We start from the raw sequence: 26,367 nt of genomic DNA on the forward strand, positions 1-26,367 counted from the left end.
CGGCTCCGGCGGTCTGGCCCCCGTCGCAGCTGGGGGTGCCTCCCCGGACGGCGTCACGCCGTCCGGGGAGGAAGGGTTGTCCGCAGACATCGGCAGCCGGGGCTCAGGGGTTGACGGCCGGGTCGGTGATTCCGCCCGCCTCGACGCCCCAGTTGCTCAGCGCCTGCTCGTAGCCGCCGTCGGCGATGATCGCGTCGAGCGCCTCGGCCAACGCGTCGGCGAACCCGGCCTGGTCCTGGGCGACCACGTAGCCGTACGGCGCCGAGTCGTAGATGTCACCGGACAGTTCCAGCTCGCCGTTGGTCTGCTGGACCGCGTACGCGCAGACCGGCGAGTCGGCCAGCATCGCGTCGTTCTTGCCGGAGACCACCGAGGTGGTCGCCTGATCCTGCCCCTGGAACTGTTCGATGACGATCTCCGGGTCGCCGGCGTCGACGCACGCCGCCGAGCGTGCCTCGATGTCCTCCACCTGCACGGTGCCGGCCTGCACCGCCACCCGCTTGCCGCAGGCGTCGTCCGGGTCGACCGGTTCCCCGGCCCGTGACGCCCACTGGGTGCCGGCCGAGAAGTAGGACACCATGTCGACCTGGGCCTTGCGCTCCTCGTTAATGGTGAACGAGGAGACCCCGATCTCGTACTTGCCGGACATCACCCCGGGGATGATGTCGTCGAACTGGCTGGGCACGTACTCGGAGGTCAGGCCGAGCTTGCCCGCGACGGTGTTGAACAGGTCGACGTCGAACCCGATGACCGTGCTGCCGTCGGTGTCGAGGAACTCCGCCGGGGCGTAGGTCGCGTCGACGCCGACCAGGATCTTGCCGTCGGCCTTGATCTCGTCCGGGACGAGCGCGGCCAGTTCGTCGTCGGCCGACGCGCTCGGCGCGTCGCCGCCGGGCTGTTCGACGCTGTCCTGCTCACCGCATCCGGTGACGGCCAGCAGCAGAGCGAGCGCCCCGGCGGCGCCGGCGGCGGCCCGCCGGATCCGGTGGTGTGAGGTGGTCACGTTTCCTCCGAGGGGGTGGTCGGGTCGTACCGGTGCGCCGGGTCAGGCGACACCGAGGTACGCCTCCTTGACGGCCGGGTCGTGCAGCAGGTCCGCGCCGGTGCCGGACTTGACGATCCGGCCGGTCTCCAGCACGTACGCGCGGTGCGCCCGGGACAGTGCCTGTTGGGCGTTCTGCTCGACCAGCAGGACGGTGGTGCCCTGCTGGTTGATCTCCACGATGATGTCGAAGATCTGCTGGATCAGCATCGGGGCGAGCCCCATCGACGGCTCGTCGAGCAGCAGCAGCTTCGGCCGGCTCATCAGCGCGCGGCCCACGGCGAGCATCTGCTGCTCGCCGCCGGACAGCGTGCCGCCGTGCTGCCTGCGGCGCTCGGCCAACCGGGGAAACAGGCCCAGCACCCGGTCCAGGTCGGCGGCGATACCGGCGCGGTCGCGTCGGGTGTACGCCCCCATGTCGAGGTTCTCCAGCACCGTCATGCCGGGGAAGATGCCCCGGCCCTCCGGCGCCTGGCACAGTCCGCGCCGGACCCGCAGGTCGGCCCGGAGCTTGGAGATGTCCTCGCCGTCGAAGGTGATCCGCCCGGCGGCGATCGGCCGGATGCCGGAGATCGCCCGCATGGTGGTGGACTTGCCGGCACCGTTGGCGCCGATCAGGGCGACGATCTCGCCCTCGTTCACCGTCAGGCTGATGCCGTGCAGCGCCTGGATCCGCCCGTACAGCAGGCTGACGTCCTCGATCTCAAGCAGCATCGTCCGGCACTCCCAGGTAGGCGGCGATCACCCGGTGGTCGTCCCGCACCTCGGCGGGGAGACCTTCGGCGATCTTCTTTCCGAACTCCAGCACCACGATCCGGTCGGTGACCCCCATGACCAGGCGCATGTCGTGCTCGATCAGCAGCACGGTGACGCCCCGGTCGCGGATCTGCCGGATCAGCTGCAGCAGCTCCTCCTTCTCCGCCGGGTTGAACCCGGCCGCCGGCTCGTCGAGGCAGAGCAGCACCGGACTGGTGGCCAGCGCCCGGGCGATCTCCAGCCGCCGCTGTTCGCCGTACGACAGGTTGCGGGCCATCTCGTTGATCCGGTGGCCAATGCCGACGAAGTCCAGCAGCTCGCGGGCCTTCTCCCGGCCGTCACGCTCCTCGCGCCAGTGCCGCGGCAGCCGCAGCATCGCCGACAGGACGCTGGTCTTGTGGTGGGCGTCCGCGCCGACCTGGACGTTTTCCAGGGCGGTCATCTCGGGGAACAGCCGGATGTTCTGGAACGTCCGGGCCATGCCCATCTTGGTGATCTGGTGGCGCTTCTTGCCAGTGATCCGCTCGCCACGAAACCGGATCTCGCCCTCAGTGGGCCGGTAGATGCCGGTCATCGCGTTGAAGCAGGTCGTCTTGCCGGCCCCGTTCGGGCCGATCAGACCGAGGATCTCGCCCTTGTAGAGGGTGAAGTCCACGTCGTCCAGGGCGACCACGCCGCCGAAGCGCAGCGTGACGTGGTCGACCTCGAGCAGGGGTTCGCGGGTCGCGGCGGTCGGGCCGGTCCCGGTCGCTTCGGTGTCAGCCACCGACGGCCACCTCCTTACGGCGGTCCTTGAACTCGGCGGCTCGTCGCCGGTTGGCGATCAGGCCCTGCGGCCGGAAGATCATCATGACGACGAGGGTCAGACCGAAGACCAGGAACCGGTACTCGTAGAGTTCGATGCCGAACAGCTCGATGCCCCGGAAGCGTTCGATCAGGTACGCCACCAGGCCGCCGCCGACGATCGCGCCGACGATGTTGCCGGAGCCGCCGAGGATCACCGCCGCCAGGATGATGATCGAGTTGAGCAGCTCGAAGTTCTGTGAGCTGACGAAGTTCTGCTTGCCGGCGAACAACGCGCCGGCCAGCCCACCGATCGCCGCGCCCATGGCGAACGCCCACAGCTTGAACTTGAAGGTGGGCACCCCCATCAGCTGGGCGGCGTCCTCGTCCTCCCGGATCGAGACCCAGGCCCGGCCGACCCGGCTGCGGTTGAGGTTGCTGACCAGGATCACCACCACGATGATCAGGGTGAGCACCAGCCAGTAGTACGGGCGGGCGTCCAGCACGCCGAAGACGGGTTTGCCGTCGGCGTACTCGCCGGGCGGGTGCGGGATCTGGTTGAGCCCGCGCTGGCCCTTGAGGAACTCGGAGCTGACGGCGGCGATCCGGATCATCTCGGCGAAGCCGAGGGTGACGATCGCCAGGTAGTCGCCGCGCAGCCGCAGCGTCGGGGTGCCGAGCATCAGGCCGGAGATCATCGTGATGCCGATCGCCAGCGGCAAGGCCGCCAACCACGGCCAGAGCGTCTTGAGGTCGCTGCTGGGCGAGGTGAGCACCGCGACCGTGTACGCCCCGACGGCGAAGAAGCCGAAGTAGCCGAGGTCGAGCAGGCCGGCGAAGCCGACCACGATGTTCAGCCCGATTGCCAGCAGCACGTAGATGGAGACGGTGAACAGGACCTGACCGAAGTTGGACTCGGTGGTCGGGATCGGCCCGAGGTGCTGGTAGAAGCCTTCGTTGGGCAGGGCGTAGAAGAACACCACCACGGCGGCGATCAGCACCCAGCGGGTCCACTTGGGCATGTGGTGCCAGCGGTCGGAGAACTGTTCGCGTGCGTCGTGCAGCTTGGTCAACAGACTGGTCATACCCGCGCCCTCCCCAGGGATTCGCCGAGCAGGCCGGTCGGTCGGAACATCAGCAGGACGACCAGCACGGCGAAGGCCACGAAGTCCTTCCACTGCGTACCGAACAGGCCGGAGGCGTAGTTCTCGACCACGCCGAGCAGGAAGCCGCCGAGCAGCGCGCCGCGCAGGTTGCCGATTCCGCCGAGCACGGCCGCGGTGAACGCCTTGAGCCCGAGCAGGAAGCCGACGCTGTAGGTGAGCACCCCGATGCGGACGTTGTAGAGCAGGCCGGCGACGCCGGCCATCAGGCCGCCCATCACGAAGATGATCATGATGATCCGGTCCTTGTTGACCCCCATCAGCGCGGCGGTGTTCGGGTCCTGGGCGACCGCCCGCACGCCCCGGCCCATCCGGCTGCGGTTGATGAAGAAGTCGAGTCCGATCATCATGCCCAGCGCCGCGACGACGGTCAGCACCTGCACGATGCTGACCGGCACGCCGGCGATGGTGAACCACGGCTCGTTGCTGACGATGGTCGGCAGGCCCTGCGGCAACCGCCGGGTGTAGATCCCGAACGCTTCGGCCATCACGATGGACGCGCCGATGGCGGTGATCAGGAAGGCCAGCGGCGGTGCGTTGCGCTTGCGCAACGGCCGGTACGCGACCCGTTCGACCAGGGTCGCGGTCGCTGCCGACGCCAGCGCCGCGGCGACCATCGCGATCAGGAAGTAGAAGACGATCTGGCCCACTCCGCTGACCACCGAGTCCTGGGTCAGGCCGAGCGCGCCCCAGGTCCACAGCGCGGCGAACGCGCCGGCGATGAAGACCTCGGAGTGGGCGAAGTTGATGAGTCTGAGCACGCCGTAGACCAGCGTGTAGCCCAGCGCGACCAGGGCATAGATGGCGCCCTGTGTCAAGCCGGTCGTGGTGAGCTCTCCGAAGTTCGAGAGCAGTCCGTTGACGTCCAAGGAGGGTGCTCCATCGAGGGCTGGGAAAAGAGTCGGGTGCGGCCGGGAGCGTGCTCCCGGCCGCACCCGCTAGACAGCTGATCTCGCCGATCGGGCAGATCAGGGCTTGGGGATCTCCTGGTCCGCCACGACCTCGCCGTCAACGACCTTGAACGCCCAGACGACGACCTGGTTGACGTCCATCTCGCCCTTGTCGTCGAACTTGTAGCTGGCCGCGACGCCCTCACCCTCGTAGCCACGCACCCACTCGAGCAGCGCCTCGCGGGTGGTGTTGCCCTCCTTGATGCCCTCGAGCATGATGTTCGCCGCGTCGTAGGCGGTGTCGCTGTAGGTGCCCGGCGGGCTGCCGTGCAGCGCCTCGTAGTCGGCGGCGAAGCTGCCGCGCGCCTCGGTGGCCGGCTGGCAGGGGCAGGTGAGGATGGTGCCCTCGGCCGCGGCCGCACCGGCCGACTCGACGAACGCCGGGTCGTTGACGCCGTCACCGGCGACCATCGTCGCGGTGATGCCCGCGTCGGTGAGCTGCTTACGGATCAGGCCGGCCTCCTGGTAGTAGCCACCGAAGAAGACCGCGTCCGCCTCCGAGGAACGCACCTTGGTGACGGTCGCGGAGAAGTCGACCTGCTTGCCCTCGCCCTGGACCTTGTCGGAGTCGACGACCAGTTCACCGAGGACGTTCTTGACCTCGTCGGCCAGCCCGGCGCCGTACGCCGACTGGTCGTCGATGACGAAGACCTTCTCCGCGTTCAGCACGTCACGGATGTAGACACCGGCGGCCGGACCCTGGCTCAGGTCGTTGCCGACGCCCCGGAAGAAGGTCGGCCAGTCCTGGTCGGCCAGGCTCGGCCGGGTCGCCGACGGGGTGATGGTGACCAGACCGGCCTCGGCGAACAGCGGACCGGCCGCCTCCGACTCACCGGAGTACGCCGGACCGACGATGCCGAGCATCTTCTCATCGTCGATGGCCCGCTGGGCCAGACCCGGCGCCTGGTCCGGGCTGCCCTGCGAGTCCAGGCCAACCAGCTCGACCTTGCAGTCCGAGTTCTCCTCGTTGTACTGCTCGACCGCGAGCGCCGCGCCGTTGTTCTCGTTGATGCCGAGCGCCGCCGAGGGGCCGGTCAGCGCCCCGAAAAAGGCGATCTTGTAACCACACGCATCGCCGCCAGCTTCCGTAGTGTCGCCGTCGCCGCCGCCGCAGGCAGCGCCGCCCGCGACGAGCGCCATCATGGCGACGCCGCCGAGCACGCGGACAAGATTACGCTTCAAGGCTCGAAACCCTCCTAGATCCAATTGGCCCGAACCACCCACTGCCGATTGGCTCTTGCGGGAAGCACGCACCCAGCCGTTATCCCGGCCTTGGGGCGGGACGCTATCCCACCTGCCGGGCACGCCGTAAGGTTCAGGAAGGGCCGTTGACAAAAACGTTACGTAGCGTGGCCTGACTGCCCGTATGGCTGTAACACGAGCCGACCGTCATCCCCCGACGTCGATGCCGGGGCAGCGCCTCACAGCTACTGCCGGCGTCGCCGCACTGCGGCTGACTGGCGGCCTCGGCTCACTGCTGCTGGCTGGCGGCCTCACCAGGCGTCTCGGCCAGGATCCGGTCGGCCACGTCGCGCATGGTCATCCGGTGGTCCATCGCCATCCGCTGGATCCACTTGAACGCCTGCGGCTCGGTCATGCCGTACGAGGTCATCAACATGCCCTTGGCCCGCTCGACGACCTTGCGGGTCTCCAGCCGGTCGGTCAGGCCGGCGACCTCGGACTCCAGCGCGGCCACCTCGGAGTAGCGGGACAGGGCGATCTCGATCGCCGGCACCAGGTCGCTCTTCTGGAACGGCTTCACCAGGTACGCCATCGCACCCGCCGCCCGGGCCCGCTCCACCAGGTCCCGCTGGCTGAAGGCGGTGAGGATGACCACCGGGGCGATCCGGCCACCGGCGATCCGCTCGGCCGCCGCCAACCCGTCCATGATCGGCATTTTGATGTCAAGGATGACCAGGTCGGGCTTGAGCTCCTCGGCGAGCCGGACGGCCGTCTCGCCGTCCCCGGCCTCGCCGACCACGTCGTAGCCCTCCTCCAGGAGCATCTCCGCCAGATCGAGGCGGATCAACGCCTCATCCTCCGCGATCAGCACCCGCCTGCGCTCGGCACCCGCCTGCGTGTCGGCCACGTACCCCTACCCCCAACGCTTGCCACCCGACACCCACCGGGTTGGGTGTCGCCGCCTTCAGCGTAGTAGGTAGGCTTGGCATAGCCGGGCCCCAGACCCGACAAAGGTCCCCGTACTCCAACCGGTAGAGAGACGGAGCTCAAACCTCCGACAGTGTGGGTTCGAATCCCACCGGGGGCACCACCCGACCGGCCGGGCCGCCGCAGTTGACCCGCCGGCCGCTGCGGATGTCCAAGACGACGGTCACCGAGCACACCGAGGGCGTAGGCTCGGCTGGTTATGGAACTGGTAATCGCGCTCTTTTGCATGATTTCGCTGGTGGTGCTGATCTTCGCCGGGTACGGCGTAGCGGTGTACAACGGACTGATCACCGCCCGTAACGCGTTTCGGAACGCGTTCGCCCAGATCGACGTACAGCTGACCCGACGTCACGATCTCGTCCCCAACCTCGTCGAGGTCGCCAAGGGGTACATGAGACACGAGCGTGAGGCGCTCGAAGCGGTGATCGCCGCCCGCAGCGGTGCGGTGCAGGCGCAGGGTGCCGCCACCGGCAAGCCGGGCGATCCGGCCGCCATGCAGCAGCTCGCCGGCGCGGAGAACCTGCTGACCCAGAGCCTGGGCCGGTTGTTCGCGCTCTCCGAGGCGTACCCGGACCTCAAGGCCAACCAGAACATGATGCAGCTGACCGAGGAGCTGACCTCCACCGAGAACCGGGTGGCCTTCGCCCGCCAGGCCTACAACGACGCGGTGATGGGTTACAACAACAAGCGGGAACGCTTCCCCGGCAGCATCGTGGCGAACATGTTCTCGTTCGGCCCGGCCGCCCCCTTCGAGGTCGACGATCCGCAGCAGCGGCAGCCCCCCCGGGTGACCTTCTGACGGGCATGAACTTCTTCGAGCGCCAGCGTCAGGTCCGGCGGGTCTCCGCCCGGCTGGTCGCGCTGTTCGTACTCGCCGTGGTCGGCATCGTCGCCGTGGTCGACCTCGCCGTGTTCGTCGTCTTCGACGGCGTGTCCCGGCAACCGGCCGCGCTCCTCGGGATGCTGGCGGTGACCAGCCTGGCGACCGTCGCGGTGATCGGCCTGGCGGCGCTGGTCCGCACCGTCGCGCTACGCGGCGGCGGCGGACGGGTGGCCCGGGACCTCGGCGGCGTCCCAGTGCCGCCGGACACCACCGACCCGCAGCTGCGCCGACTGCGCAACGTGGTGGAGGAGATCGCCATCGCGTCGAGCGTGCCGGTGCCGGAGATCTACCTGCTGCCGCGCGAGGAGGGGATCAACGCGTTCGCCGCCGGCTGGTCGACCTCGGACGCGGCGATCGCGGTCACCCGGGGCACGCTGGAGCGGCTCAACCGCGACGAACTGCAGGGCGTCATCGCGCACGAGTTCAGCCACGTCGTCAACGGCGACATGCGACTGAACATCCGGCTGATGGGACTGCTGTTCGGCATCCTGTTCCTGGCGGTAATCGGCCGTGGCCTGCTGCGCACCGGATTCGTCAGCGGCGGCCGCTCCCGCAGCGACAACCGGGGCGGCAACCCGCTGCCGCTGATCGGGCTGGCGATGGTCGCCGCCGGGTACGTCGGTGTGCTGGTCGGCCGGCTGATCAAAGCGTCGGTGTCCCGGCAACGCGAGTACCTGGCCGACGCGTCGGCGGTGCAGTTCACCCGGCAGACCGCCGGGCTGGCCGGTGCGCTCAAGAAGATCGCCGGGCTGCCGGCCGGTTCGAAGCTGGCGAACCCGAAGTCCGAAGAGGTCGGTCACATGCTCTTCGGCTCCGGAGCACGGTTGTCGGCGCTGTTCGCCACCCACCCGCCGCTACCGGAGCGGATCAAGGCACTCGACCCCAGCTTCGACCCCGCCGAGTTGGCCGCACTGTCTCAGCGCTGGGCGGCGGCCCCGCCGTCCGGCCTGGCCGAGGACCAAGCCCTCGGGCTCACCGAAAACCGGGCACCCCGAGCCACCGCAGACGGCCCGACCGGCAACGGTGACCTACCCGACGCCGACGCCCGGGTCCGGGTCGATCCGGCGGAGGTGCTCGACCGGATCGGCGCCGCACCGCCGGCTTCCTACCTGCACGCCACCGACCTGCTCGCCCGGATCCCGTCGGAGCTGCTGGACCAGGCGCGCCGGCCGGACACCGTGGTCCCGTTGATCCTCGGGCTGCTCTTGTCGGCCGATCCACAGGTGCGCGCCCGGCAGCACGCGGAGATCTTCGAACGGCACGGCAAGGCGCTCGCCGACGCGACCTGGCAGGCCGGTCACGCCACCGCCGGGCTGCATCCGCTGCTGCGACTGCCGCTGGCCGAGGTCGCGTTCCCGGCGTTGACTCGCCGCCCGCCGGCTGAGCGGGACGCGGTCGCCGACGCGATGGCCACCCTGGTCAGGGCCGACGGACGGATCAGCGTCTTCGAATACTGCCTGTCCCGGCTCGTCGGCGACGAGCTTCGCGAGTCACTCACGCCATCGTCGCGGTCGGGCAACGGCCGGGGTACGTTGCGCGGCGCGCCACGGGCGGTGGGGACGCTGTTCAGCGTCCTGGCCCAGGCCGGGCACCCGGACCCGGCCACCGCCGAGCGGGCCTTCGCCGCCGGTACGGCGCAGACCCTCCCCCAGTCCGACGTGCGGTTCTCCGCGCCGGCCAACGGTGTGCTGGAGTTGGAGTCGGCCTGGCCGCAGCTCGACGGGCTACGGCCGGCGGAGAAGGCCCGGCTGGTCGCCGGTGCCGTCGCGGTGATCAGCCACGACGGCGTGATGACCGTCCCGGAGATCGAACTGCTGCGGACCATCTGCCTGATCCTGCACAGCCCACTGCCACCACTGCCGGTACCGGCCTGACCAGTGGGTGACTGCTCCCCGCCTTAGAGCTACCGGGCGATTGAGCATTCCGACGGCGGCGCAGTGTCCTGGGTGCCGCGATTGTCGACGCTTTGCGATGAGCCAGGCAGGACCGCCTCTCGGGTGACCCGGTATTCCAGGATCGCTACAACAGCGTCCGTCCTGAGGCCGCCAGCCGTTCGGCGAGCGCGATGACACGGTCGCGGAGTTCGTCCGGGCGTTCGATGACGAAGGGCAGGTCGAGCGCGGCGAGCACGGCGGGCAGCCACTCGAGACTTTCGGCCTGGATCTCCACGGACTGCCAGCCTTCGTCCTCGTCCTGTCGCACCTCGGCGATGCTGGCCGGTAGCCGTGTGCGGATCTGCTCGAGTGTTCCTTGCATCCGCAGCGTCACGGTATGCCGGTGCGGAGCTTGTGCCATTGAGGTGAGAAGGCGCCTTGCGGGATCGTTTCCGGCGGGCGGCGGCTCGAAGGAGCCAGGAAGTGTTCTCGCGTCCGCGATGCGGTCGAGCCGGAAGGTCCGATCCTCGCCGACCTCCGGATCGGCTCCGGTGACGTACCACCGGCCGGCATGGTTGACCAGCCCGAACGGATGCAGCACGCGAGCGCTCCGCCGGCCGTCACGCGAGGTGTATTGGAGCGAGATCGGCCGGTGATGGCGGACCGCGTCGGCGACGGTGAGCAGTACACCTGTCTGCGGTGCGGGGAATTCGCCGGGTTCGGCGGTGAAGGCGAGGGAGTTGAGTACGGCGTCCAGCCGGTCCGCGATCCGTGGCGGCAGGACGCGACGGATCTTCGCGGCGGCCGTCTCGCCCGCCGTACCCGTTGCCGTCGCCAACCCAGCGCGTCGGCCGGCAACCAGGCCGAGCAGGACGGCTAGGGCTTCGTCGTCGCTGAGCATCAGCGGCGGCAGACGATATCCGGCGGCGAGCCGATATCCACCGTAGCGACCTCGCACCGATTCGACCGGCACCTCGAGGTCGACCAAATGACCCACGTAGCGCCGCACCGTGCGCGGTTCGACACCAAGGCGCTCGGCAAGTTCGGCCATCGTCCGGACGCCGCCGGCCTGAAGGAGCTCCAGCAGTGTGAGCACCTGAGCTGTTGGTCGTGCCACGGCCTGGACTTTATCAGCAAATACTGGACTAGTTCTGTCCAGTATTTGTTCTAGCGTGAGTCTCGCCTCTGACACGATCCGTACTGAGCAGGGAGAAGACATGGACTTCGTCTCGATCCGCATCATCACCGGCGACATCGACCGGCTCGTCGGCTTCTACGAGAACATCACAGGCGTGCAGGCGGCCTGGGGCAACGAGGACTTCGCCGAGTTGCGCACCACCCACGGCACGCTGGCGATCGGCAGCACCCGCACGGTCGCGCTGTTCGCACCGGGCTCGGCCCGCCCGGCCGACAACCACACCGTGATCATCGAGTTCCTCGTGGACGACGTGGACATGATCTACGAGAAGCTGAAGGACGCGGTAGAGGACTTCGTGAACGAACCCACGACCATGCCCTGGGGTAACCGCGCCCTGCTCTTCCGCGACCCCGACGGCAATATGGTCAACTTCTTCACCCCGGTGACCCCCGAGGCAATCGAGAAGTTCAGCCGCTGACCGGCGCCCCACCGCTATGCCCGATACGCCGACGCTGCGGCCGGGTCGACCGACCACCCATGGCCGCAGCACTCGACGTCAGGTGAACCATGTCCGTCGCCACTGCATCGAGGAACTCCGGTCGGGTGTCACCAGTTGTGCATGCTGCCGTCGGTGAGGCGGTTGACCGGCAGCGACGCCGGCTGGTACGGGTAGCGCGCCGCCGCGGACTCGTCGATGTCGACGCCGAGTCCGGGTTCCTCGCCGGGGTGCAGGTAGCCGTCGGCGAAGTGGTACGAGTGCGGGAAGACCGCGTCGGTGGCCTCGGTGTGCCGCATGTATTCCTGCAGGCCGAAGTTGGGGATGCTCAGGTCGACGTGCAGCGCGGCGGCCATGCAGACCGGCGACAGGTCGGTGGCACCGTGCGATCCGCTGCGGACGTGGTGCAGCGCGGCCAGGTCGAAGATCCGGCGCAGGTGGCTGATCCCGCCGGCTCGCACCACCGTGGTGCGGACGTAGTCGATCAACTGCTCGGTGATCAGCTGCTGGCAGTCGAAGATGGTGTTGAAGACCTCGCCGACGGCTATCGGGGTGGTGGTGTGCCGGCGGATCAGCCGGAAGCCCTCCTGCAGCTCGGCCGGGACCGGGTCCTCCAGCCAGGTCAGCCGGTACGGTTCCAGGTCCTTGCCGAGCCGGGCCGCCTCGATCGGGGTGAGCCGGTGGTGGGCGTCGTGCAGCAGCTTCAGATGCGGGCCGAACTCGTCGCGTACCGCCGCGAAGACCTGCGGGGTGTGCACCAGGTAGCGCTCGGTGGACCAGGTGGCCTCGGTGGGGATCGCGGCATCGGCCGGCTCGTAGAACATCCGGTCCTTGCCGACCCCGTACGTCGCCGGCAGGCCGGGTACGGCGGTCTGCACCCGCACCGCCCGGTAGCCGAGGTCGACGTAGCGGGCCACCTCGGCGAGCACCTCGGGGACCGTCTCGGCGTTGGCGTGGCCGTAGACGGTGACCCCGTCGCGGCAGCGCCCGCCGAGCAGCTGGTAGACCGGCAGCCCGGCGACCTTGCCCTTGATGTCCCACAGTGCGGTGTCCACCGCGGCGATGGCGCTCATCGTGACCGGTCCACGCCGCCAGTACGCGCCCCGGTACAGGTACTGCCAGGTGTCCTCGATCCGGCTCGCGTCCCGCCCGATCAGCGTCGGCACCACGTGGTCGTTGAGGTAGCTGGCGACGGCCAGCTCGCGGCCGTTGAGGGTGGCGTCGCCGACGCCGGTCACGCCGTCGGAGGTGACGATCTTCAGGGTGACGAAGTTGCGGCCCGGGCAGGTCACGATCACCCGGGCGTCCACGATCCGCATCGACCAGTCTCCTCGCCTGCGCGGCCGGCTGCCGCTCGCCGCCGAGGTTAGCCGAACCGACGACGCGGGGAGATCCGGGCGGCGGGAAGATCCGGGCGGGTCCCCGGGTTGGGCAGGGTTGTGATCGACGTACCGCTCTCCGTTCTCGACGTGGCCCCAGTCGCCGCCGGCAGATCCGCCGGTGAAGCGCTGCGGCACACCACCGAGCTGGCCCGCCGGGTCGAGCAGCTCGGCTACCACCGGTTCTGGGTGGCCGAACACCACAACATGCCCGCCATCGCCAGTTCGGCCCCGGCGGTGCTGCTCGCCCACCTGGCGGCGGCCACCTCGACGATCCGGGTCGGCTCCGGCGGGGTGATGCTGCCCAACCATCCGCCGCTGGTGGTCGCCGAGCAGTTCGGCACATTGGAGGCGCTGCACCCGGGCCGGGTGGATCTCGGCATCGGCCGGGCACCCGGCACCGACCAGGCCACCGCGCTGGCGCTGCGGCGCACCATGGCCGGGCTGGGCGCCGAGACGTTCCCACAGGAGCTGGCGACCCTGATCGGCTACCTGCGCGGCGACGCCGGGCCGATCGCCGCGACCCCGCACGGCGGGCAGTCACCGGCGATCTGGCTGCTCGGTTCCAGCGGATTCAGCGCCCAGCTCGCCGGCACCCTGGGCCTGCCGTTCTCCTTCGCCCACCATTTCAGTGCGGCCAACACGCTGCCGGCGCTCGCGCTGTACCGGCAGCATTTCCGCCCGTCGGCGTGGTTGGACCGGCCGTACGCGATGGTGGCGGTCAACGTCGTCTGCGCCGAGTCGGACGAGCGGGCCGAGTGGCTGTCCGGCCCGGCCGCGCTGGCGTTCCTGCGGCTACGCGCCGGGCGGCCGGAGGCACTGGTCAGCCCGGAGGAGGCGGCCGCCTATCCGTACACGGATCTCGAGTTGGAGTTCGTCCGCCAACGCAACGACGGGCAGGCGGTCGGCTCCCCCGACACGGTCCGGCGGGCGCTGCGCGAGCTGCGTGAGCGCACCGGCGCCGACGAGCTGATGCTGACCACGATGGTGTACGACGTCGCCGACCGGATGCGCTCGTTCGAGCTGGTGGCCGGTGACCCGGGTCACCCCACGGACGGCGATCAATAGCCGGAAACAGGAGCTTCATCAGCTGGTCACCGCCGCGCGACGGTCCGCTGGCTATTGTCTTCCGCAGGTGATGGTTCGACGCACGAGATCACGCGTGGGGTGGATGTCGTCGCGTCCGCCAACGGGGGACCGGGTTCCGGTCCCCCGTTGGCGCGTCTACGGCCAGCGGCTCGCTCGCTCAGTCCGCCGCCGGACTCACCAGTTCCGCCGCAGACAGACCTTCCGCCGCAGACAGACCTTCCGCCGCAGACAGACCTTCCGCCGCAGACAGACCTTCCGCCGCAGACAGACCTTCCGCCGCAGACAGACGTTCAGCGCAGGTAGACGTTCGGCGTCGGTGGTGCCGGCATGTTGGCACCGATGAAGAACGACGGGTGTGGCGGCTGGTTGTAGGCGGTGTTCTGCCAGGCGACCGCCACCCGGTACTGCGGGTCGTGCATCAGGGTGTGGATTCGTCGGTCGGTGGTGTGCGGTGTGGCGTAGATCCGCAACGCGCGGGAGTCGCTGGTCCGCCAGATGACCTCCTCCCGCCAGTCGCCGAACAGGTCGGCCGACAACGCCGGGGTCGCCTTGGTGCCGTTGTTGGACGCCACCCCGGAACCGGTCAGCAGCCGGGTGTCGCCGGAGGTGCCGTACTTGTCGATCCGGGTCTGGTCGAGCAACTCCCGGACCGGGTCGCCGTCCCACCAGCTGAGGAAGTTGGCCGACGACGGCTTGCGTCCCACGTTGCCACCGGTCGGTGAGCGCAGCCCGTCCACCGCCGACGACCAGGACTCGGCACCGGCGCTGCCGGCCCAGATGTCCGCCGACACGCCCCGGCCGTTGTCCCCGCCGGTCGGGGTCTGCCAGATGATCTGCCCGGTGCGGGCGTCGATCAGCGCCGACGACGGCTTCGAGCCGTCCTCCTGGACCTTGAAGTACTCCAGTCCGGCCCGGCCCGGGTCGAGGTCACCGACGTGGCCGGCGTCGCCGTGGTTGAGGGCGGTGTTCCACAGCCCTCGGCCGTTGTCGTCGATGGTGGCACCGCCGAAGACGATCTCGTCGCGGCCGTCGCGGTCGACGTCGGCGATGGACAGCGAGTGGTTGCCCTGCCCGGCGTAGCTGCCGTTGCCCGACGAGTTGGAGTCGAAGACCCACCGTTGGGTGAGGCTGCCGTTGCGGAAGTCCCAGGCGGCGATGACGGTGCGGGTGTAGTAGCCGCGTGACATGATCAGCGACGGCCGCTGGCCGTCCAGGTAGGCGGTGCCGGCGAGGAACCGGTCCACCCGGTTGCCGTACGAGTCGCCCCAGGACGACACGTTGCCCCGGGCCGGTACGTAGTTGACGGTGGACATCGCCGCACCGGTCTGGCCGTTGAACATGGTCAGGAACTCCGGACCGGACAGCACGTAACCGGACGAGTTGCGGTAGTCGGCGCCGGAGTTGCCGATCACGGTGCCCCGGCCGTCGCGGGTGCCGTCGGCGGTCTTCATCGCCACCTCGGCCCGGCCGTCGCCGTCGTAGTCGTACACCTGGAACTGGGTGTAGTGGGCCCCGGCCCGGATGTTGCGGCCCAGGTCGACGCGCCACAGCCGGGTCCCGTCGAGCTGGTACGCGTCGACGTAGACGTTTCCGGTGTAGCCGGACTGGGAGTTGTCCTTGGCGTTGGACGGGTCCCACTTGAGCACGATCTCGTACTGTCCGTCACCGTCGAGGTCGCCGACGCTGGCGTCGTTCGCCGAGTAGCTGTACCACTCCCCGGACGGGGTGGTGCCGCCCGGCGGCACCTGCAGCGGCACGTCCAGGTAGCCGTCGGCGAAGGTCAGCGACGCCGGGGACGCGGGCTGCTCGACGCCGCCGACCACCGCCCGAACCGTGTAGCTGGCGTTGGACGCGGCACCGGCGTCGTAGTAGTTGGTCGACGCGGTGACCGGTGACGAGGTGATCCGGGTGGAGCCACGGTAGACGTGGAAGCCGGTGTCGGCGGCCTCGGTACCGAGCAGCCGCCAGGAGACCAGGTTGCCGGATCCGGACCGGACGCTGATCAGCCCACGGTCGAGGTCCTCCATCTGCTTGGCGCCGGGCCCCGGCGTCGGGGGCGGCGTGGTGGGCGGCGGTGCCGTGGTCGGCGGGGGTCCGGTGGTCGGGGGCGGCGCGGTGGTCGGGGCGACGCCGCCGGTGCAGGTGGTCCCGTTGAGCGCGAAGGTCGCCGGGACCGGATTGCCGCTGTTGTTCCAGGATCCGTTGAAGCCGAACTCGGTGCTGGCGTTGGTGGCCAGGTTCCCGTTGTAGCCGACGTTGTCGGCGGCGACCTGGGCACCGCTCTGCATCACCGCCGCGTTCCACGCCTGGGTGATTGTCTGCCCGGCGCCGAACGACCAGGTCAGCTGCCAGGAGGTGACGGGGTCACCGAGGTTGGTCACGGACACGCTGGCGCCGAAGCCACCGGGCCACTGGCTGGTGACGCGGTAGTCGACCGTACAACCAGCGGCTGCGGCGGCCGGCAACGCGAGGATCGTGGTGGCCACGCCGGCACCGGCCGCGGTGGCCACTGCGGTCGCGACGGCGAGCAGGGCTCGGCGGGGGTTCCCGGGCTGGGGCCGGGAGCTGCTGGGAGGGACATTGCGCATGAGGGTCTCCGGGAGCAGAGGGCGGGCGGCGCCGTACGGACGGCTACGGCCCCGGCTGCCCGGCCGGGGGCGTACGCCCGGTGACGCTGCGCTGGATCGGTCGACCGCGGTGCGGCGGTCGTCGTTCGGCTCCCGTGCAGGCCAATGCTAGCCCGCCGGATGGTCCGGCTCCCGCAGCACCAGCAGCCCGCCCGGCGGAACCCGAACCCGACGAGCGCCCCGGCCACGTCCCGGTGTGCCGGAGACACCAGCCGGGCCGACCGGCCATCGGCCGGTCGGCCGGCCGGAGCCGGGCGTACCGGCGCCGACCGCCAGCAGGATTTCGCCAGCGGGCAGGGCGTCGCCGGCCACCAGGATCTCCCCGGACGGCAGGACAGCGCCGCAGACCAGCACCTCACCGGTGGCCGCCACCACCGTCTCCTCCCGGCCGTGGTTGAACAGGAACAGCCACCGGGTGGTGCCGTCCACCCGGCGTACCGCCTCCACCCCGGCGGACGCGGCGGGCAGCACCGGCGCCACCCCGGCCTCGGCGGCGACCACCGCCAGCAGCTCCCGGTAGCCGTCGTCGTCCAGTCTGGTGGACAGGTACCAGGCGGCCCCGGCACCGACCGACCGGCGGGTCACCGCCGGGTGACCGGCCAGCACCCCGCCGGCGTAGTCGAGCACCGGCTCGGCGCCGCGGGCTTCCACCCGTTCCCGCCACAGCCGGCCGGTGCGCCCGCCGGACAGCGGCTCGGTGCCGTCCGGACCGAGTGGCAGGAACTCCTCACTGCGTACGCCGAGCAACTCGCGCAGGGCACCCGGATACCCGCCCAGCCGGACCCGGGCGTCGGGGTCGGCGACCCCGGACAGGTAGCTGACCACCAGATGACCGCCGGCCCGTACCCAGTCGCCGAGGGTGTCCGCGACGGCGTCGTCCATCAGGTACAGCGCGGGCAGCACCAGCATCCGGTAGCCGGTCAGGTCCAGCGGCCCGGCCGCCGGGCAGACGAAGTCGGTGGTGATCCCGCACCGCCACAGCGCCCGGTGCGCGGCGGCCACCTCGTCGGCGTACGAGATGTGCTCCGACGGCAGCCCGGGATGCTGCAGCGCCCACCCGCTGGCGGCGTCCCAGCCGATCGCGGCCCGGGCCGCCACCGTGGCGGTGTCGGTCGCGGCGAGCAGCCGCAGCGCCTCGCCGAGCTGTACCGCCGACCGGAAGGTCCGGGAGTCGGCACCGGCGTGCGGCACCATCGCCGAGTGGAACGCCTCGGCACCGCCGCGCGGCGCCCGCCACTGGAAGAACATCGCGCCCCGGGAGCCGCGTGCGACGTGGGCGACGCTGTGCCGCAGCATCCGGCCGGGCTCCTTGGCGTAGGCGGTCCCCTCGGCGTACCGGTAGATCAGGTTGGGCGCGCTCTCCATCAGCAGCCAGGGCCGGAGCCGTCCGGCCGGTGGCTGCGCCCCGTCCCCGTCGACCGGGCGTGACCAGGACCGGGCGAGGTCGGCGGCGAGCGCGGTCTGTTCCTCGGCCCGGCCGTCGATTTCGGTCGGGTAGTGGTCGACGGCGACCAGGTCGGCCTCCCGCGCCCACCGGGCGTGGTCCACCGGAACCCAGTCGCCGAACACGTAGTTGGTGGTGACCGGCACGTCCGGGGTGTGCTCGCGGAGCAGGTCGCGCTGGTCGCGGTAGGCGGCGAGCAGTTCGTCGGACCAGAACCGGCGGAAGTCCAGCACCTGCGTAGGGTTGGACAGGTACTGGGTGGCGCGCGGCGGGTCGATCTGCGTCCAGTCGGAGTAGCCCTGGCTCCAGAACGCGCCGGTCCACGCCTCGTTGAGCCGGTCCAGGTCACCGTAGCGCTGCCGCAGCCACCGCCGGAACGCGTCGGCCGCGTGCGGGCAGTGGCAGACCGTGCCGTACTCGTTGTGCACGTGCCACATCGCCAGCGCCGGATGGTCGCGGTAGCGGTCGGCGAGCATCGCGGCGATCCGCCGGGCCGCGGCGCGGTACGCGGGGGCCGCCGCGCAGTAGGTGTCCCGGCTGCCGTGCCGCAGCCGTACCCCGTCGGCGGTGACCGGCAGGGCGTCGGGGTGGGCGAGGGAGAACCACGGCGGCGGCGAGGCGGTCGGGGTGGCCAGGACGACCCGGATCCCGCCCCGGTGCAGCAGGTCGAGCGCCCGGTCGAGCCAGTCGACAGTGTACTCGCCGGGGCGCGGCTCGAGCCGGGACCAGGCGAACACCCCGACGGTGACCAGGTTGACCCGGGCGCGGCGCATCAGCTCGACGTCCTCGACCCAGGTCGTCTCCGGCCACTGCTCGGGGTTGTAGTCCCCGCCGTAGCAGAGCCCGTCGAGTCCTTTCGGCCAGCGCATCGGCGCTCCCTCCGACGTTGACAGTTTGTTGGGTTAGCAAAGAAACTAATTTAGTCGCCCCCAGGCCGCTGGTTCCACCAGGGAGCGTCGAGCGCCGGACCCGACGGGGGTCGAGCGCCGGACCCGACGAGGAGATCCCATGCCGTACCGTCCGCCCCTGGTCCCCCATGAGACGTTCGTGGCCGACCCGCCCGACCTGCCGGTCCGCGCGCCCGGCGAGGAGGGGCTGTCCGCGCTGGTCCGCGCCGAGCTGCTGGGCACCGACGCGGCCGGGATCACCTGCAAGGGCGGCACCGCCGACGGCGAGACGCTGACGGTAACGGTCAGCGCCGCCGGAGAGGGGGTGATCCGGGTCCGGCTGAGCGCCACACCCGACGCCCGCAGCCGGTCGGCCCGGGCGCTGCCGCTGGTCGATCCGCGCCCGTACCCGGCCACGGTCACCGTGGCCGGCGACACGGTACGCGTCGACGCCGGGACGGTCGTCGCCGAGCTGCGGCTCGACCCCTGGCATCTGCGCTTCCTCGACCGACAGGGCCGGGTGCTGCTCAACCAGAACCGGGGCGAGCGCGACATCAGCGGCCGGCTGCGCACCCTGCCGTTCGGCCGGTCCCTGGTCGACGGGTCCGTCGCCGCGTACCACGAAAGCTTCGACGCGCCCGGCGACGAACGCTTCGTCGGGCTCGGCGAGAAGTTCACCCGGCTGGACAAGCGCGGCCAGCGGGCGCTGATGTGGAACTTCGACGCCTTCGGCAGCGAATCGGACCGGTCGCACAAGAACGTCCCGCTGTACCTGTCCGACCGTGGCTACGGGGTGCTGGTCGACAGCGGCATGCCGGTGGAGTTCGACATCTGCTCCTCCACGCACAGCTGCGTGCAGATCCTGGTGCCGGACGACCTGATCGACTACTACGTGATCGCCGGCCCCAGCCCCGCCGAGATCCTGGACCGCTACGACGGGCTGACCGGCCGACCGGTGCTGCCACCGAAGTGGGCGTTCGGCACCTGGATCTCGTCCGGCTTCTTCGTGGACAGCCAGGAGAAGGTCCTGGACCGGGCCCGGCGGATCCGTGCCGACGGCATCCCCTGCGACGTGCTGCACCTGGACTGCTACTGGCAGGCCGACGGCGCCTGGTCCGACCTGGCCTGGGACGCCACCAACTTCCCCGACCCGGCCGGCATGCTGGCCACTCTCGCCGAGCAGGGGTTCAAGGTGAGCCTCTGGATGAACCCGTACATCATGACCGGCAGCCCGGTCTTCGCGCAGGCCGACGCGGCCGGCTACTTCCTGCGCCGCCCGGACGGCTCCACCTACATCGCCGACGTCTGGCACGGCTCCTACCCGGTCTGCGGGATCGTCGACTTCACCAACCCGGCGGCCACCGAGTGGTTCACCGGTCTGCTGCGCGACCTGCTGCGACAGGGCGCGATGGTGTTCAAGACCGACTTCGCCGAAGGGGTGCCGGCCGACGCGGTGGCGCACAACGGGATGACCGGCGTCGAGCTGCACAACGTCTACACGCTGTTGTTCAACGACGCGGTCGCGGCGGTCACCCGGGAGGTCGCCGGGCACGGCATGGTGTGGGCCCGGTCGTCGTTCCTCGGCGGGCAGCGGCATCCGGCACAGTGGAGCGGCGACGTCAACGCCACGTACCCGGGGATGGCCAGCACGTTGCGTGGCGGGCTGTCGCACGGGCTGTCCGGCGTACCGTTCTGGAGTCACGACGCCGGTGGCTTCCACGGCACCCCGACCCCGGACCTGTACGTGCGGTGGGCGCAGTTCGGGGCGTTCTCGCCGCTGGTGCGCTTCCACGGCACCACCAGCCGGCTGCCGTGGGACTTCCCCGACGACGCCGCGCGCGACGCGGTCGAGGCGATCCGGCTGCGCTACCGGATGATGCCCTACCTCTACTCGGCGGCGGTCACCGCCGCCCGCACCGGTGCCCCGATGATGCGGGCGCTGCTGGTCGACTCGCCGGACGATCCGGCCGCGTGGGGCGCCGAGTTGGAGTACCGGCTCGGCACCGACCTGCTGGTCGCGCCGATGGTCAACCCGGACGGGCGGCGGCACGTCTACCTGCCGGCCGGTGACTGGGTCGACCACTGGACCGGACGGACCCACGTCGGCGGACGGCACCTGCCGGTCGAGACGCCGCTGGACCGGATCCCGTTGTTCGTCCGGCACGGCGCGCTGATCCCGACGACCGAACCGCAGGACACCGTCGGCGACGGTCCGTTCACCGACGTGACCCTGGTCAGTTGGGGCGGCGTCAGCGCCGAGACGGTCGTCTGTGACGTCGACGGTGACACCACGGTCCGGGCGGTACGCGACGGCGACACGTTGCGGGTCGACGTCGACGGGCCGCTGCCGGTCCGCCGGGTCGAGGTCGTCGCGGTGACCGGCACCGAGCCACCGGCCACCGTGCTGCTCGACGGCGTACCGCTCTGACCAGCGGTGCCGGCCGGTCAACCCTTGATCGCGCCGGTGATGACGCCCTTGGTGAAGTGCCGCTGCACGAACGGGAAGATCACCACCGCCGGCAGTACGGTGATCACCACCACCGCCATCTTGACCGCCAGGGTCGGCGGGTACGCGGTGACCCCGGGGATGTTCACCGGCGCGCCGGTGACCGACGGCGACTGGCCGGCCAGGATGTAGCTCTGCAGCACCCGCTGGATCGGCCACTTGTCGTTGTCGTCGATGTAGAGCACCGCGTTGAAGTACGCGTTCCAGTAGCCGACGGCGTAGAACAGGCCGACGACGGCGATCACCGCCCGGGACAGCGGCAGCATGATCCGCCACAGGATCCGGAACTCCCCGGCGCCGTCGATGCGGGCCGCGTCGATCAGCTCGGCCGGCACGTTCATGAAGAACGCCCGGATCACCACCAGGTTGAACACGCTGATCGCGGTGGGCAGGATCAGCGCCCACAGGCTGTTCTTCAGGCCCAGCCCGGTCACCACCAGGTAGCTCGGCACCATGCCGGGGTAGATCAGGAAGGTGAGCAGGAACAGGAACAGCAGCGGGCGGTGCGCGAGCGAGTCCTTGCGGGACAGCCCGTACGCCGCCAGCACCGTCAGCACCAGGCTGAACGTCGTGCCGACCACGGTGACCAGGGTGCTGACCCACACCGCCCGGCTGATCTGACCGCCGGAGAAGATGTTCACGTACGCCGACAGGTCGATCTCCCGGGGGATCACCACCATGCCGCCGGTGGCGTTGATGGTCTCCCGCGACGCCAGGCTGGTCACCAGGACCGACCACAGCGGGAAGATCACGGCCAGCACCATCGTGGCGAGGACGAGCCCTTTCACGCCCTGGCCGACCGGGCTCGGCGGCTCCTCCCAGACCGGCCGGCCGACGCCGGGGCGCCGCCCTCGGGGCGGCTGGTTCACCGGGTCGAGCCGGGGTCGCCGCCCGGCGGTCAGCGTACGTGCGATGCTCACCTGGAATACACTCCCTGCTCGCCGAGGCGGTGGGCGAACTTGTTCGCGGCGATGATCAGCACCAGCCCGATGACGCCCTTGAACAGGCCGGCGGCGGCACCCATCCCCCACTGCTGCGGGATGATCGCCTGGTAGTAGACGTAGGTGTCGAGCACTTCGGCGGCCTGCCGGCCGACCGCCTCACGTTGCAGGATGAACTGCTCGAACCCGACGGTGAGCGCGTCACCGAGCCGCAGGATGAGCAGTAGGACGATCACCGGACGCAGCCCGGGCAGGGTGATGTGCCACAGCCGCCGCCAGCGCCCGGCGCCGTCGGCCGCCGCCGCCTCGTAGAGGTTCTGGTCGATGGCGCTGAGCGCGGCCAGGAAGATGATCGCGCCCCAGCCGACGTCCTTCCACACGGACTCGGCGGTGACCAGCACGATGAACGTGTCCGGGTTGCCCATCACGTTGAGCGGGTCGAGCCCGGCGTCGCGCATCCGCTGGGCGAGCAGGCCGGCCCCGCCGAGCATCTGCATGAAGAAGGTGACCACCAGCACCCAGCTGAAGAAGTGCGGCAGGTAGACGACGCTCTGGATGAACCCGCGCACCCGGGTCGACATTATGCTGTGCAGCAGGATCGCCAGCAGGATCGGCAGCGGGAAGAAGAAGACCAACTGGAACGCGGTGATGGTCAGGGTGTTGACCACCGCGTCCCAGAACCCCGGGTCACGGAACAGAGTCTCGAAGTTGCCGAATCCGATCCATTCGCTGTAGACGAACGCCTCGAACGCGTTGTCACCGACCCACGGGTTGTAGTCCTGGAAGGCGATCACGTTGCCCAGGGTGGGCAGGTAGTGGAAGACCAGCAGCAGCAGCGCGGCCGGCGCGGCCATCGCCAGCAGCGGCCAGTCGCGGCGCAGCCGGGCCCGCAACGGCACGGTCCGTCGGCGGGTGCGCCGGCCATCCGGGGTACGGCGTGACCGGCGGTCGCCGTCCGGGGTGGGCTGGTCCGGCGACCGCCGGCTCCGGTCGTCACCGGATCCGGCGGTCACGGACGTCTCGACCGAGGTCATCGATCGTTGTCTTCGAGCGCCTTGAGGAAGAAGTCGCGCCCCTCGTCACCGCCGCCGCTGCGCCACTCCTGCGTGATCTGCTCGAGGTCGCTGGTCGGCCGCCGACCGCGCAGCACGTCGAGGATCTTGTCCTCGGTCGGCTGCTGCACCCGCGACAGGTTGGCCGGCAGCTCGAACTTGATCCCGGCCCACGGGTTCGGCTCCAGGTACTTCACCGTCTCGTTGGAGTAGCCGAGCAGGGCCTCGACGAAGCCGGGGACGTCGGCGGTCTGCACGATGGTCGGGTAACGCCCGACGATGAAGGTGTACTGGTCGGCGATCTCCTGCCGGCCCAGCTCGGTCAGCTCCGGGCTGCCGTCGGCGCTGACCGTGTGGTGCTGGTCGACGACGCCGTACTGGCGCAGGTGGTACTCCTCGGTGCCCAACGGCGCGGCGCACCAGTCGAGCACCCGCAGAATCTCCTCGACGCGCTCCTTGCCCAGCCCTTTCTTGATGAACGTGTAGAAGATCGGCTTTTCCTCGCCCCAGGCGGCCGGGGTGCTCTGCCCGTCGGCGGAGAAGATCGGCACCGGCCGCATGTCGAACGTCGGGGTGATCTGCCGCTGCTCCGAGTACATCCCGCGCCAGGCGCCGACGCCGTCCTCGTAGCAGACCATCTTGCCGCTGTTGAACAGCTGCTTGGCGTCGGCGGCGCCCTTGCTCTCCACGATGTCCGGGTGCACCAGCCCTTCGGCGAACAGCTTGGTGGTGAACTCCAGGGCCGCCCGGTACTCCTCGGTCTCGTACTTGAACTCCAGACCGCCGCCGTCGGTGCGGCGCCAGCCGCCCTGCGAACCGGGTACGCCGTAGAACATCTGCACCATGTTGAAGATCGAGCCGAAGGCCCAGACGCCGTTGGCCGGATCGGTCATCGCCTTACCGAACTCGTACAGCTCGTCGATGTTCTTCGGAGCCTGCACGCCGGCGGTGTCGGTGAGGTCCTTGCGGTAGAACAGCGCGTACGGGAACGGGCCGTCGGTCGGCCACGGCACCGCCGCCAGCCGGCCGCCCCAGACCGCGTACTGCCAGGCCCCGGTCGGGAAGCTGGCCAGATGCGGATAGGCCAGCGCGGCGTCACCGGCCAGATGGTCGGTCAGGTCCTCGAACAGCGCCGAGACCGCGTCGGAGAACCTCGGAATCTTGTCGATCTCCCAGTTCGGCGCGCAGAGCAGGTCCGGCACGTCGCGGGCACCGAGGATGGCGCTCAGCTTGTCGGCGTACGTGTTGCCGTCCTGGACGCTGAAGTCGATCGGCACGCCGAGCCGCTCGTTGACCGCCTGCAGGTAGGCGTTGCGGTCGATGCCGGGCGGGGTCGGCCCCCACCAGGGAGTCATCGCGGTGAGCGGTTCACCGCTGCTGCCGGGCGTCTCGGTGACCGCCCTGACCAGGTCGGTCGGGTACGTCAGGTAGCCGTCGGCGATCGGGCGTACCCCGGCGATGTCCGGGGTGATCAGCTCGACCGGCTGGTATCTGGGCAGGACCGCGCTTACCGCGTCGACGTCGGTCGCCGTGCCCTGGGTGCCGGCCGGCCGGCTGCAGCCGGAGACAAAACCGCCGCCGGCCATCGCGGTGGCACCCAGGCCGACCAGGCCCAGGAACCGACGTCGATTGGTGGCCGCGCCCGCGAGGGATCGATCCACGGCGCGCTCCCTTCGTATCGGCGAGCCAGGCATCCCGGTGACGGTGGGACGAACCAGCTCGAAATGGGGGTGTGGGGGTACGGTTTGCACGCTAGAGTTAGTTCGTCTGGTGACTAAACAAAGTAGCCGACGGTGACAGGTGCCACAAGGGAGGCCGACATGACGCGAACCGCCGGTGGCGGCCCAGCCCGCGGTGACCGCCGCGGCACGCCGGCCCGCCGGGCATCCGGCCCGAGCCACCCGGCCGGGACCCGGGGCGTAACGTGATCACCATGCGGAGCGGCCCGCAGCCAGCGGACCTGACCGACGTACGCGCCACCAACCTCGCGGTCGTGCTGCGCTACGTCCGGGCCAACGTGCCCTGCTCCCGGGCGGACATCGCCGGTGCCACCGGGCTCAACAAGGCCACCGTCTCCAGCCTGGTCGCCGACCTGATCGACCGCCGGCTGATCCGGGAGACCGGCCTCACCGAACACCGCATCGGACGCCCGGCCACCATGCTGGTCGTCGACGGTGACGCGTACGCCGCGATCGGCATCGAGATCAGCGCCGACCACCTGACCGCGGTCGCGCTCGACCTGGCCGGCGGCGAACTGCTGTCCTGGCGACGCGCCTTCACCGGGCTGGCCGCCACCCCGGGCAGGGCGGCCAGCACGGTGGCCGCACTGGCCGGCCGGGCGGTGACCCGGGTGACCCGGCAGGGGCGGGAGGTGCTCGGGCTGACCGTCGGGGTACCCGGCCTGGTCGACCAGCAGGGCCGGGTCAGCCTCTCCCCCGAGCTGGGCTGGCGCGACGTCGACCTGCACGCCGACCTTCTCCGGGCGCTGCGCGGGCCGGCGTACGAGGTGGTGGTGGACAACGACGCCCAGCTGGCCGCGCTCGCCGAGCACCGGCACGGGCCGTACGCCGGTACCGCGAACCTGGCGCACCTGACCGGCGGCGCCGGCATCGGCGCGGGGCTGGTGGTGGACGGGCGGCTGCTGCACGGCGCCCGCGGGTTCACCGGCGAGGTCGGGCACATCCAACTGGATCCGCAGGGTCCGCCGTGCCGCTGCGGGGCGAACGGCTGCCTGGAGGCGTTGGCCGCCGTACCGGCGCTGATCCGCCGGGTGCTGCCGGACGCCGAGGTCGACGGGCCGGTCACCGACTTCGCGCCGGAGATCGACCGGGTACGGGCGGCGGCTCGCGCCGGGGATCCGGCGGCGCTCGACGCGCTCGCCGAGGTCGGCCGGCACCTCGGCACCGGAGTGTCCATCCTGGCCAACCTGATCAACCCCGAGGTGGTGCTGCTCGGCGGCTACTACGTCCCGCTCGCCCAGTGGCTGCTGCCGGCGGCCCGGCAACAGCTCGCCGACCGTACGGTGGCTCCGGCGGCCGGCGGCACCGAGCTGGCGGCCTCCGACCTGGCCGGCGGCGCGGCGGCGATCGGCGGCGCGGCCCGGGCGATCGCCGCGATCGACAACGGCCGGATGCCGGTCCGTCCGGCCGGCTGACCGCACCGCCGGGTCTACGGCGGGGCGACCGACC

20 protein-coding genes and 1 tRNA gene are annotated in these 26,367 nt (G+C 70.5%); 7 read left to right on the top strand and 14 right to left on the bottom strand.

Translation table 11 applies throughout. The features are described from left to right. Positions 1-103: 103 nt before the first annotated feature. From EDC02_RS14780 to EDC02_RS14810, 7 genes are all read right to left on the bottom strand, one after another. Positions 104-1,003, bottom strand: a complete 900-nt coding sequence (locus tag EDC02_RS14780) for an ABC transporter substrate-binding protein (protein WP_233605929.1) — start codon at positions 1,001-1,003, stop codon at positions 104-106. Between the two features lie 42 nt (positions 1,004-1,045). After that, positions 1,046-1,756 (bottom strand): ABC transporter ATP-binding protein, encoded by a 711-nt coding sequence (locus tag EDC02_RS14785; RefSeq protein ID WP_123602462.1) that lies wholly within the window; start codon positions 1,754-1,756, stop codon positions 1,046-1,048. Continuing rightward, complete coding sequence (locus tag EDC02_RS14790) at positions 1,746-2,564, bottom strand: ABC transporter ATP-binding protein (protein ID WP_123602463.1); 819 nt, start codon at positions 2,562-2,564, stop codon at positions 1,746-1,748. The genes EDC02_RS14785 and EDC02_RS14790 overlap by 11 nt, the downstream gene beginning before the upstream one ends. Next, the gene (locus EDC02_RS14795) at positions 2,557-3,666 is read right to left on the bottom strand and encodes a branched-chain amino acid ABC transporter permease (protein WP_123602464.1); all 1,110 of its coding nucleotides are present in this window, start codon (positions 3,664-3,666) and stop codon (positions 2,557-2,559) included. Before EDC02_RS14795 ends, EDC02_RS14790 begins: the two co-directional genes overlap by 8 nt. Further along, complete coding sequence (locus EDC02_RS14800) at positions 3,663-4,613, bottom strand: branched-chain amino acid ABC transporter permease (protein WP_123602465.1); 951 nt, start codon at positions 4,611-4,613, stop codon at positions 3,663-3,665. Before EDC02_RS14800 ends, EDC02_RS14795 begins: the two co-directional genes overlap by 4 nt. Positions 4,614-4,712: 99 nt before the next feature. Then, entirely contained in the window at positions 4,713-5,837 is a 1,125-nt protein-coding gene (locus EDC02_RS14805) for a branched-chain amino acid ABC transporter substrate-binding protein (protein ID WP_370461537.1), read from the bottom strand. 328 nt (positions 5,838-6,165) lie between these two features. Beyond that, complete coding sequence (locus tag EDC02_RS14810) at positions 6,166-6,783, bottom strand: ANTAR domain-containing response regulator (RefSeq protein WP_123602467.1); 618 nt, start codon at positions 6,781-6,783, stop codon at positions 6,166-6,168. Between the two features lie 106 nt (positions 6,784-6,889). Between EDC02_RS14810 and EDC02_RS14815 the strand changes: the two genes are divergently transcribed. From EDC02_RS14815 to EDC02_RS14825, 3 genes are all read left to right on the top strand, one after another. Beyond that, positions 6,890-6,966, top strand: a tRNA-Leu gene (locus EDC02_RS14815). Positions 6,967-7,089: 123 nt separating this feature from the next. Further along, the gene (locus EDC02_RS14820) at positions 7,090-7,662 is read left to right on the top strand and encodes a LemA family protein (RefSeq protein WP_233605930.1); all 573 of its coding nucleotides are present in this window, start codon (positions 7,090-7,092) and stop codon (positions 7,660-7,662) included. A gap of 5 nt (positions 7,663-7,667) precedes the next feature. Continuing rightward, positions 7,668-9,620, top strand: a complete 1,953-nt coding sequence (locus EDC02_RS14825; protein WP_123602469.1) for a M48 family metallopeptidase — start codon at positions 7,668-7,670, stop codon at positions 9,618-9,620. A 145-nt stretch (positions 9,621-9,765) separates the two neighbouring features. On the opposite strand, the gene EDC02_RS14830 is transcribed toward EDC02_RS14825, so the two are convergent. Next, entirely contained in the window at positions 9,766-10,812 is a 1,047-nt protein-coding gene (locus EDC02_RS14830) for a YafY family protein (RefSeq protein ID WP_233605931.1), read from the bottom strand. Between the two features lie 25 nt (positions 10,813-10,837). Between EDC02_RS14830 and EDC02_RS14835 the strand changes: the two genes are divergently transcribed. Further along, entirely contained in the window at positions 10,838-11,236 is a 399-nt protein-coding gene (locus tag EDC02_RS14835; protein ID WP_123602471.1) for a VOC family protein, read from the top strand. 128 nt (positions 11,237-11,364) lie between these two features. Here EDC02_RS14835 and manD read toward each other — a convergent pair whose 3' ends face one another. Then, positions 11,365-12,573, bottom strand: coding sequence for a D-mannonate dehydratase ManD (manD, locus tag EDC02_RS14840; RefSeq protein ID WP_123602472.1), 1,209 nt, complete (start codon positions 12,571-12,573; stop codon positions 11,365-11,367). Between the two features lie 120 nt (positions 12,574-12,693). Between manD and EDC02_RS14845 the strand changes: the two genes are divergently transcribed. Beyond that, entirely contained in the window at positions 12,694-13,701 is a 1,008-nt protein-coding gene (locus tag EDC02_RS14845; protein WP_233605932.1) for an LLM class flavin-dependent oxidoreductase, read from the top strand. A 311-nt stretch (positions 13,702-14,012) separates the two neighbouring features. Here the strand turns inward: EDC02_RS14845 and EDC02_RS14850 are convergent, their stop codons facing one another. Further along, positions 14,013-16,310, bottom strand: a complete 2,298-nt coding sequence (locus EDC02_RS14850; protein ID WP_123602474.1) for a cellulose binding domain-containing protein — start codon at positions 16,308-16,310, stop codon at positions 14,013-14,015. A 147-nt stretch (positions 16,311-16,457) separates the two neighbouring features. Next, positions 16,458-18,662 (bottom strand): beta-galactosidase, encoded by a 2,205-nt coding sequence (locus EDC02_RS14855; protein ID WP_123602475.1) that lies wholly within the window; start codon positions 18,660-18,662, stop codon positions 16,458-16,460. A 139-nt stretch (positions 18,663-18,801) separates the two neighbouring features. Between EDC02_RS14855 and EDC02_RS14860 the strand changes: the two genes are divergently transcribed. Next, complete coding sequence (locus tag EDC02_RS14860) at positions 18,802-21,108, top strand: TIM-barrel domain-containing protein (RefSeq protein WP_123602476.1); 2,307 nt, start codon at positions 18,802-18,804, stop codon at positions 21,106-21,108. Positions 21,109-21,125: 17 nt separating this feature from the next. Here the strand turns inward: EDC02_RS14860 and EDC02_RS14865 are convergent, their stop codons facing one another. From EDC02_RS14865 to EDC02_RS14875, 3 genes are read right to left on the bottom strand one after another with little or no spacing between them, the layout of a single operon-like run. Continuing rightward, entirely contained in the window at positions 21,126-22,106 is a 981-nt protein-coding gene (locus EDC02_RS14865) for a carbohydrate ABC transporter permease (RefSeq protein WP_233605933.1), read from the bottom strand. Continuing rightward, on the bottom strand, positions 22,103-23,161 hold the full coding sequence (locus EDC02_RS14870; RefSeq protein ID WP_123602477.1) for a sugar ABC transporter permease: 1,059 nt from the start codon (positions 23,159-23,161) through the stop codon (positions 22,103-22,105). The genes EDC02_RS14865 and EDC02_RS14870 overlap by 4 nt, the downstream gene beginning before the upstream one ends. After that, positions 23,158-24,840, bottom strand: a complete 1,683-nt coding sequence (locus EDC02_RS14875; protein ID WP_233605935.1) for an extracellular solute-binding protein — start codon at positions 24,838-24,840, stop codon at positions 23,158-23,160. Before EDC02_RS14875 ends, EDC02_RS14870 begins: the two co-directional genes overlap by 4 nt. A gap of 272 nt (positions 24,841-25,112) precedes the next feature. Between EDC02_RS14875 and EDC02_RS14880 the strand changes: the two genes are divergently transcribed. Then, positions 25,113-26,333 carry an ROK family transcriptional regulator gene (locus tag EDC02_RS14880; protein WP_123604803.1) on the top strand — a complete coding sequence of 407 codons (1,221 nt, stop codon included), beginning with the start codon at positions 25,113-25,115 and terminating at the stop codon, positions 26,331-26,333. Positions 26,334-26,367: the final 34 nt, after the last annotated feature.

Source organism: Micromonospora sp. Llam0, assembly GCF_003751085.1.
Taxonomy (GTDB): domain Bacteria; phylum Actinomycetota; class Actinomycetes; order Mycobacteriales; family Micromonosporaceae; genus Micromonospora_E.

Coding starts and splice junctions, on each gene's coding strand:
- EDC02_RS14785 (WP_123602462.1), bottom strand. CDS start 1,756: ATGCTGCTTGAGATCGAGGACGTCAGCCTGCTGTACGGGCGGATCCAG.
- EDC02_RS14795 (WP_123602464.1), bottom strand. CDS start 3,666: ATGACCAGTCTGTTGACCAAGCTGCACGACGCACGCGAACAGTTCTCC.
- EDC02_RS14805 (WP_370461537.1), bottom strand. CDS start 5,837: ATGATGGCGCTCGTCGCGGGCGGCGCTGCCTGCGGCGGCGGCGACGGC.
- EDC02_RS14820 (WP_233605930.1), top strand. CDS start 7,090: ATGATTTCGCTGGTGGTGCTGATCTTCGCCGGGTACGGCGTAGCGGTG.
- EDC02_RS14825 (WP_123602469.1), top strand. CDS start 7,668: ATGAACTTCTTCGAGCGCCAGCGTCAGGTCCGGCGGGTCTCCGCCCGG.
- EDC02_RS14835 (WP_123602471.1), top strand. CDS start 10,838: ATGGACTTCGTCTCGATCCGCATCATCACCGGCGACATCGACCGGCTC.
- manD (WP_123602472.1), bottom strand. CDS start 12,573: ATGCGGATCGTGGACGCCCGGGTGATCGTGACCTGCCCGGGCCGCAAC.
- EDC02_RS14850 (WP_123602474.1), bottom strand. CDS start 16,310: ATGCGCAATGTCCCTCCCAGCAGCTCCCGGCCCCAGCCCGGGAACCCC.
- EDC02_RS14855 (WP_123602475.1), bottom strand. CDS start 18,662: ATGCGCTGGCCGAAAGGACTCGACGGGCTCTGCTACGGCGGGGACTAC.
- EDC02_RS14860 (WP_123602476.1), top strand. CDS start 18,802: ATGCCGTACCGTCCGCCCCTGGTCCCCCATGAGACGTTCGTGGCCGAC.
- EDC02_RS14870 (WP_123602477.1), bottom strand. CDS start 23,161: ATGACCTCGGTCGAGACGTCCGTGACCGCCGGATCCGGTGACGACCGG.
- EDC02_RS14880 (WP_123604803.1), top strand. CDS start 25,113: ATGCGGAGCGGCCCGCAGCCAGCGGACCTGACCGACGTACGCGCCACC.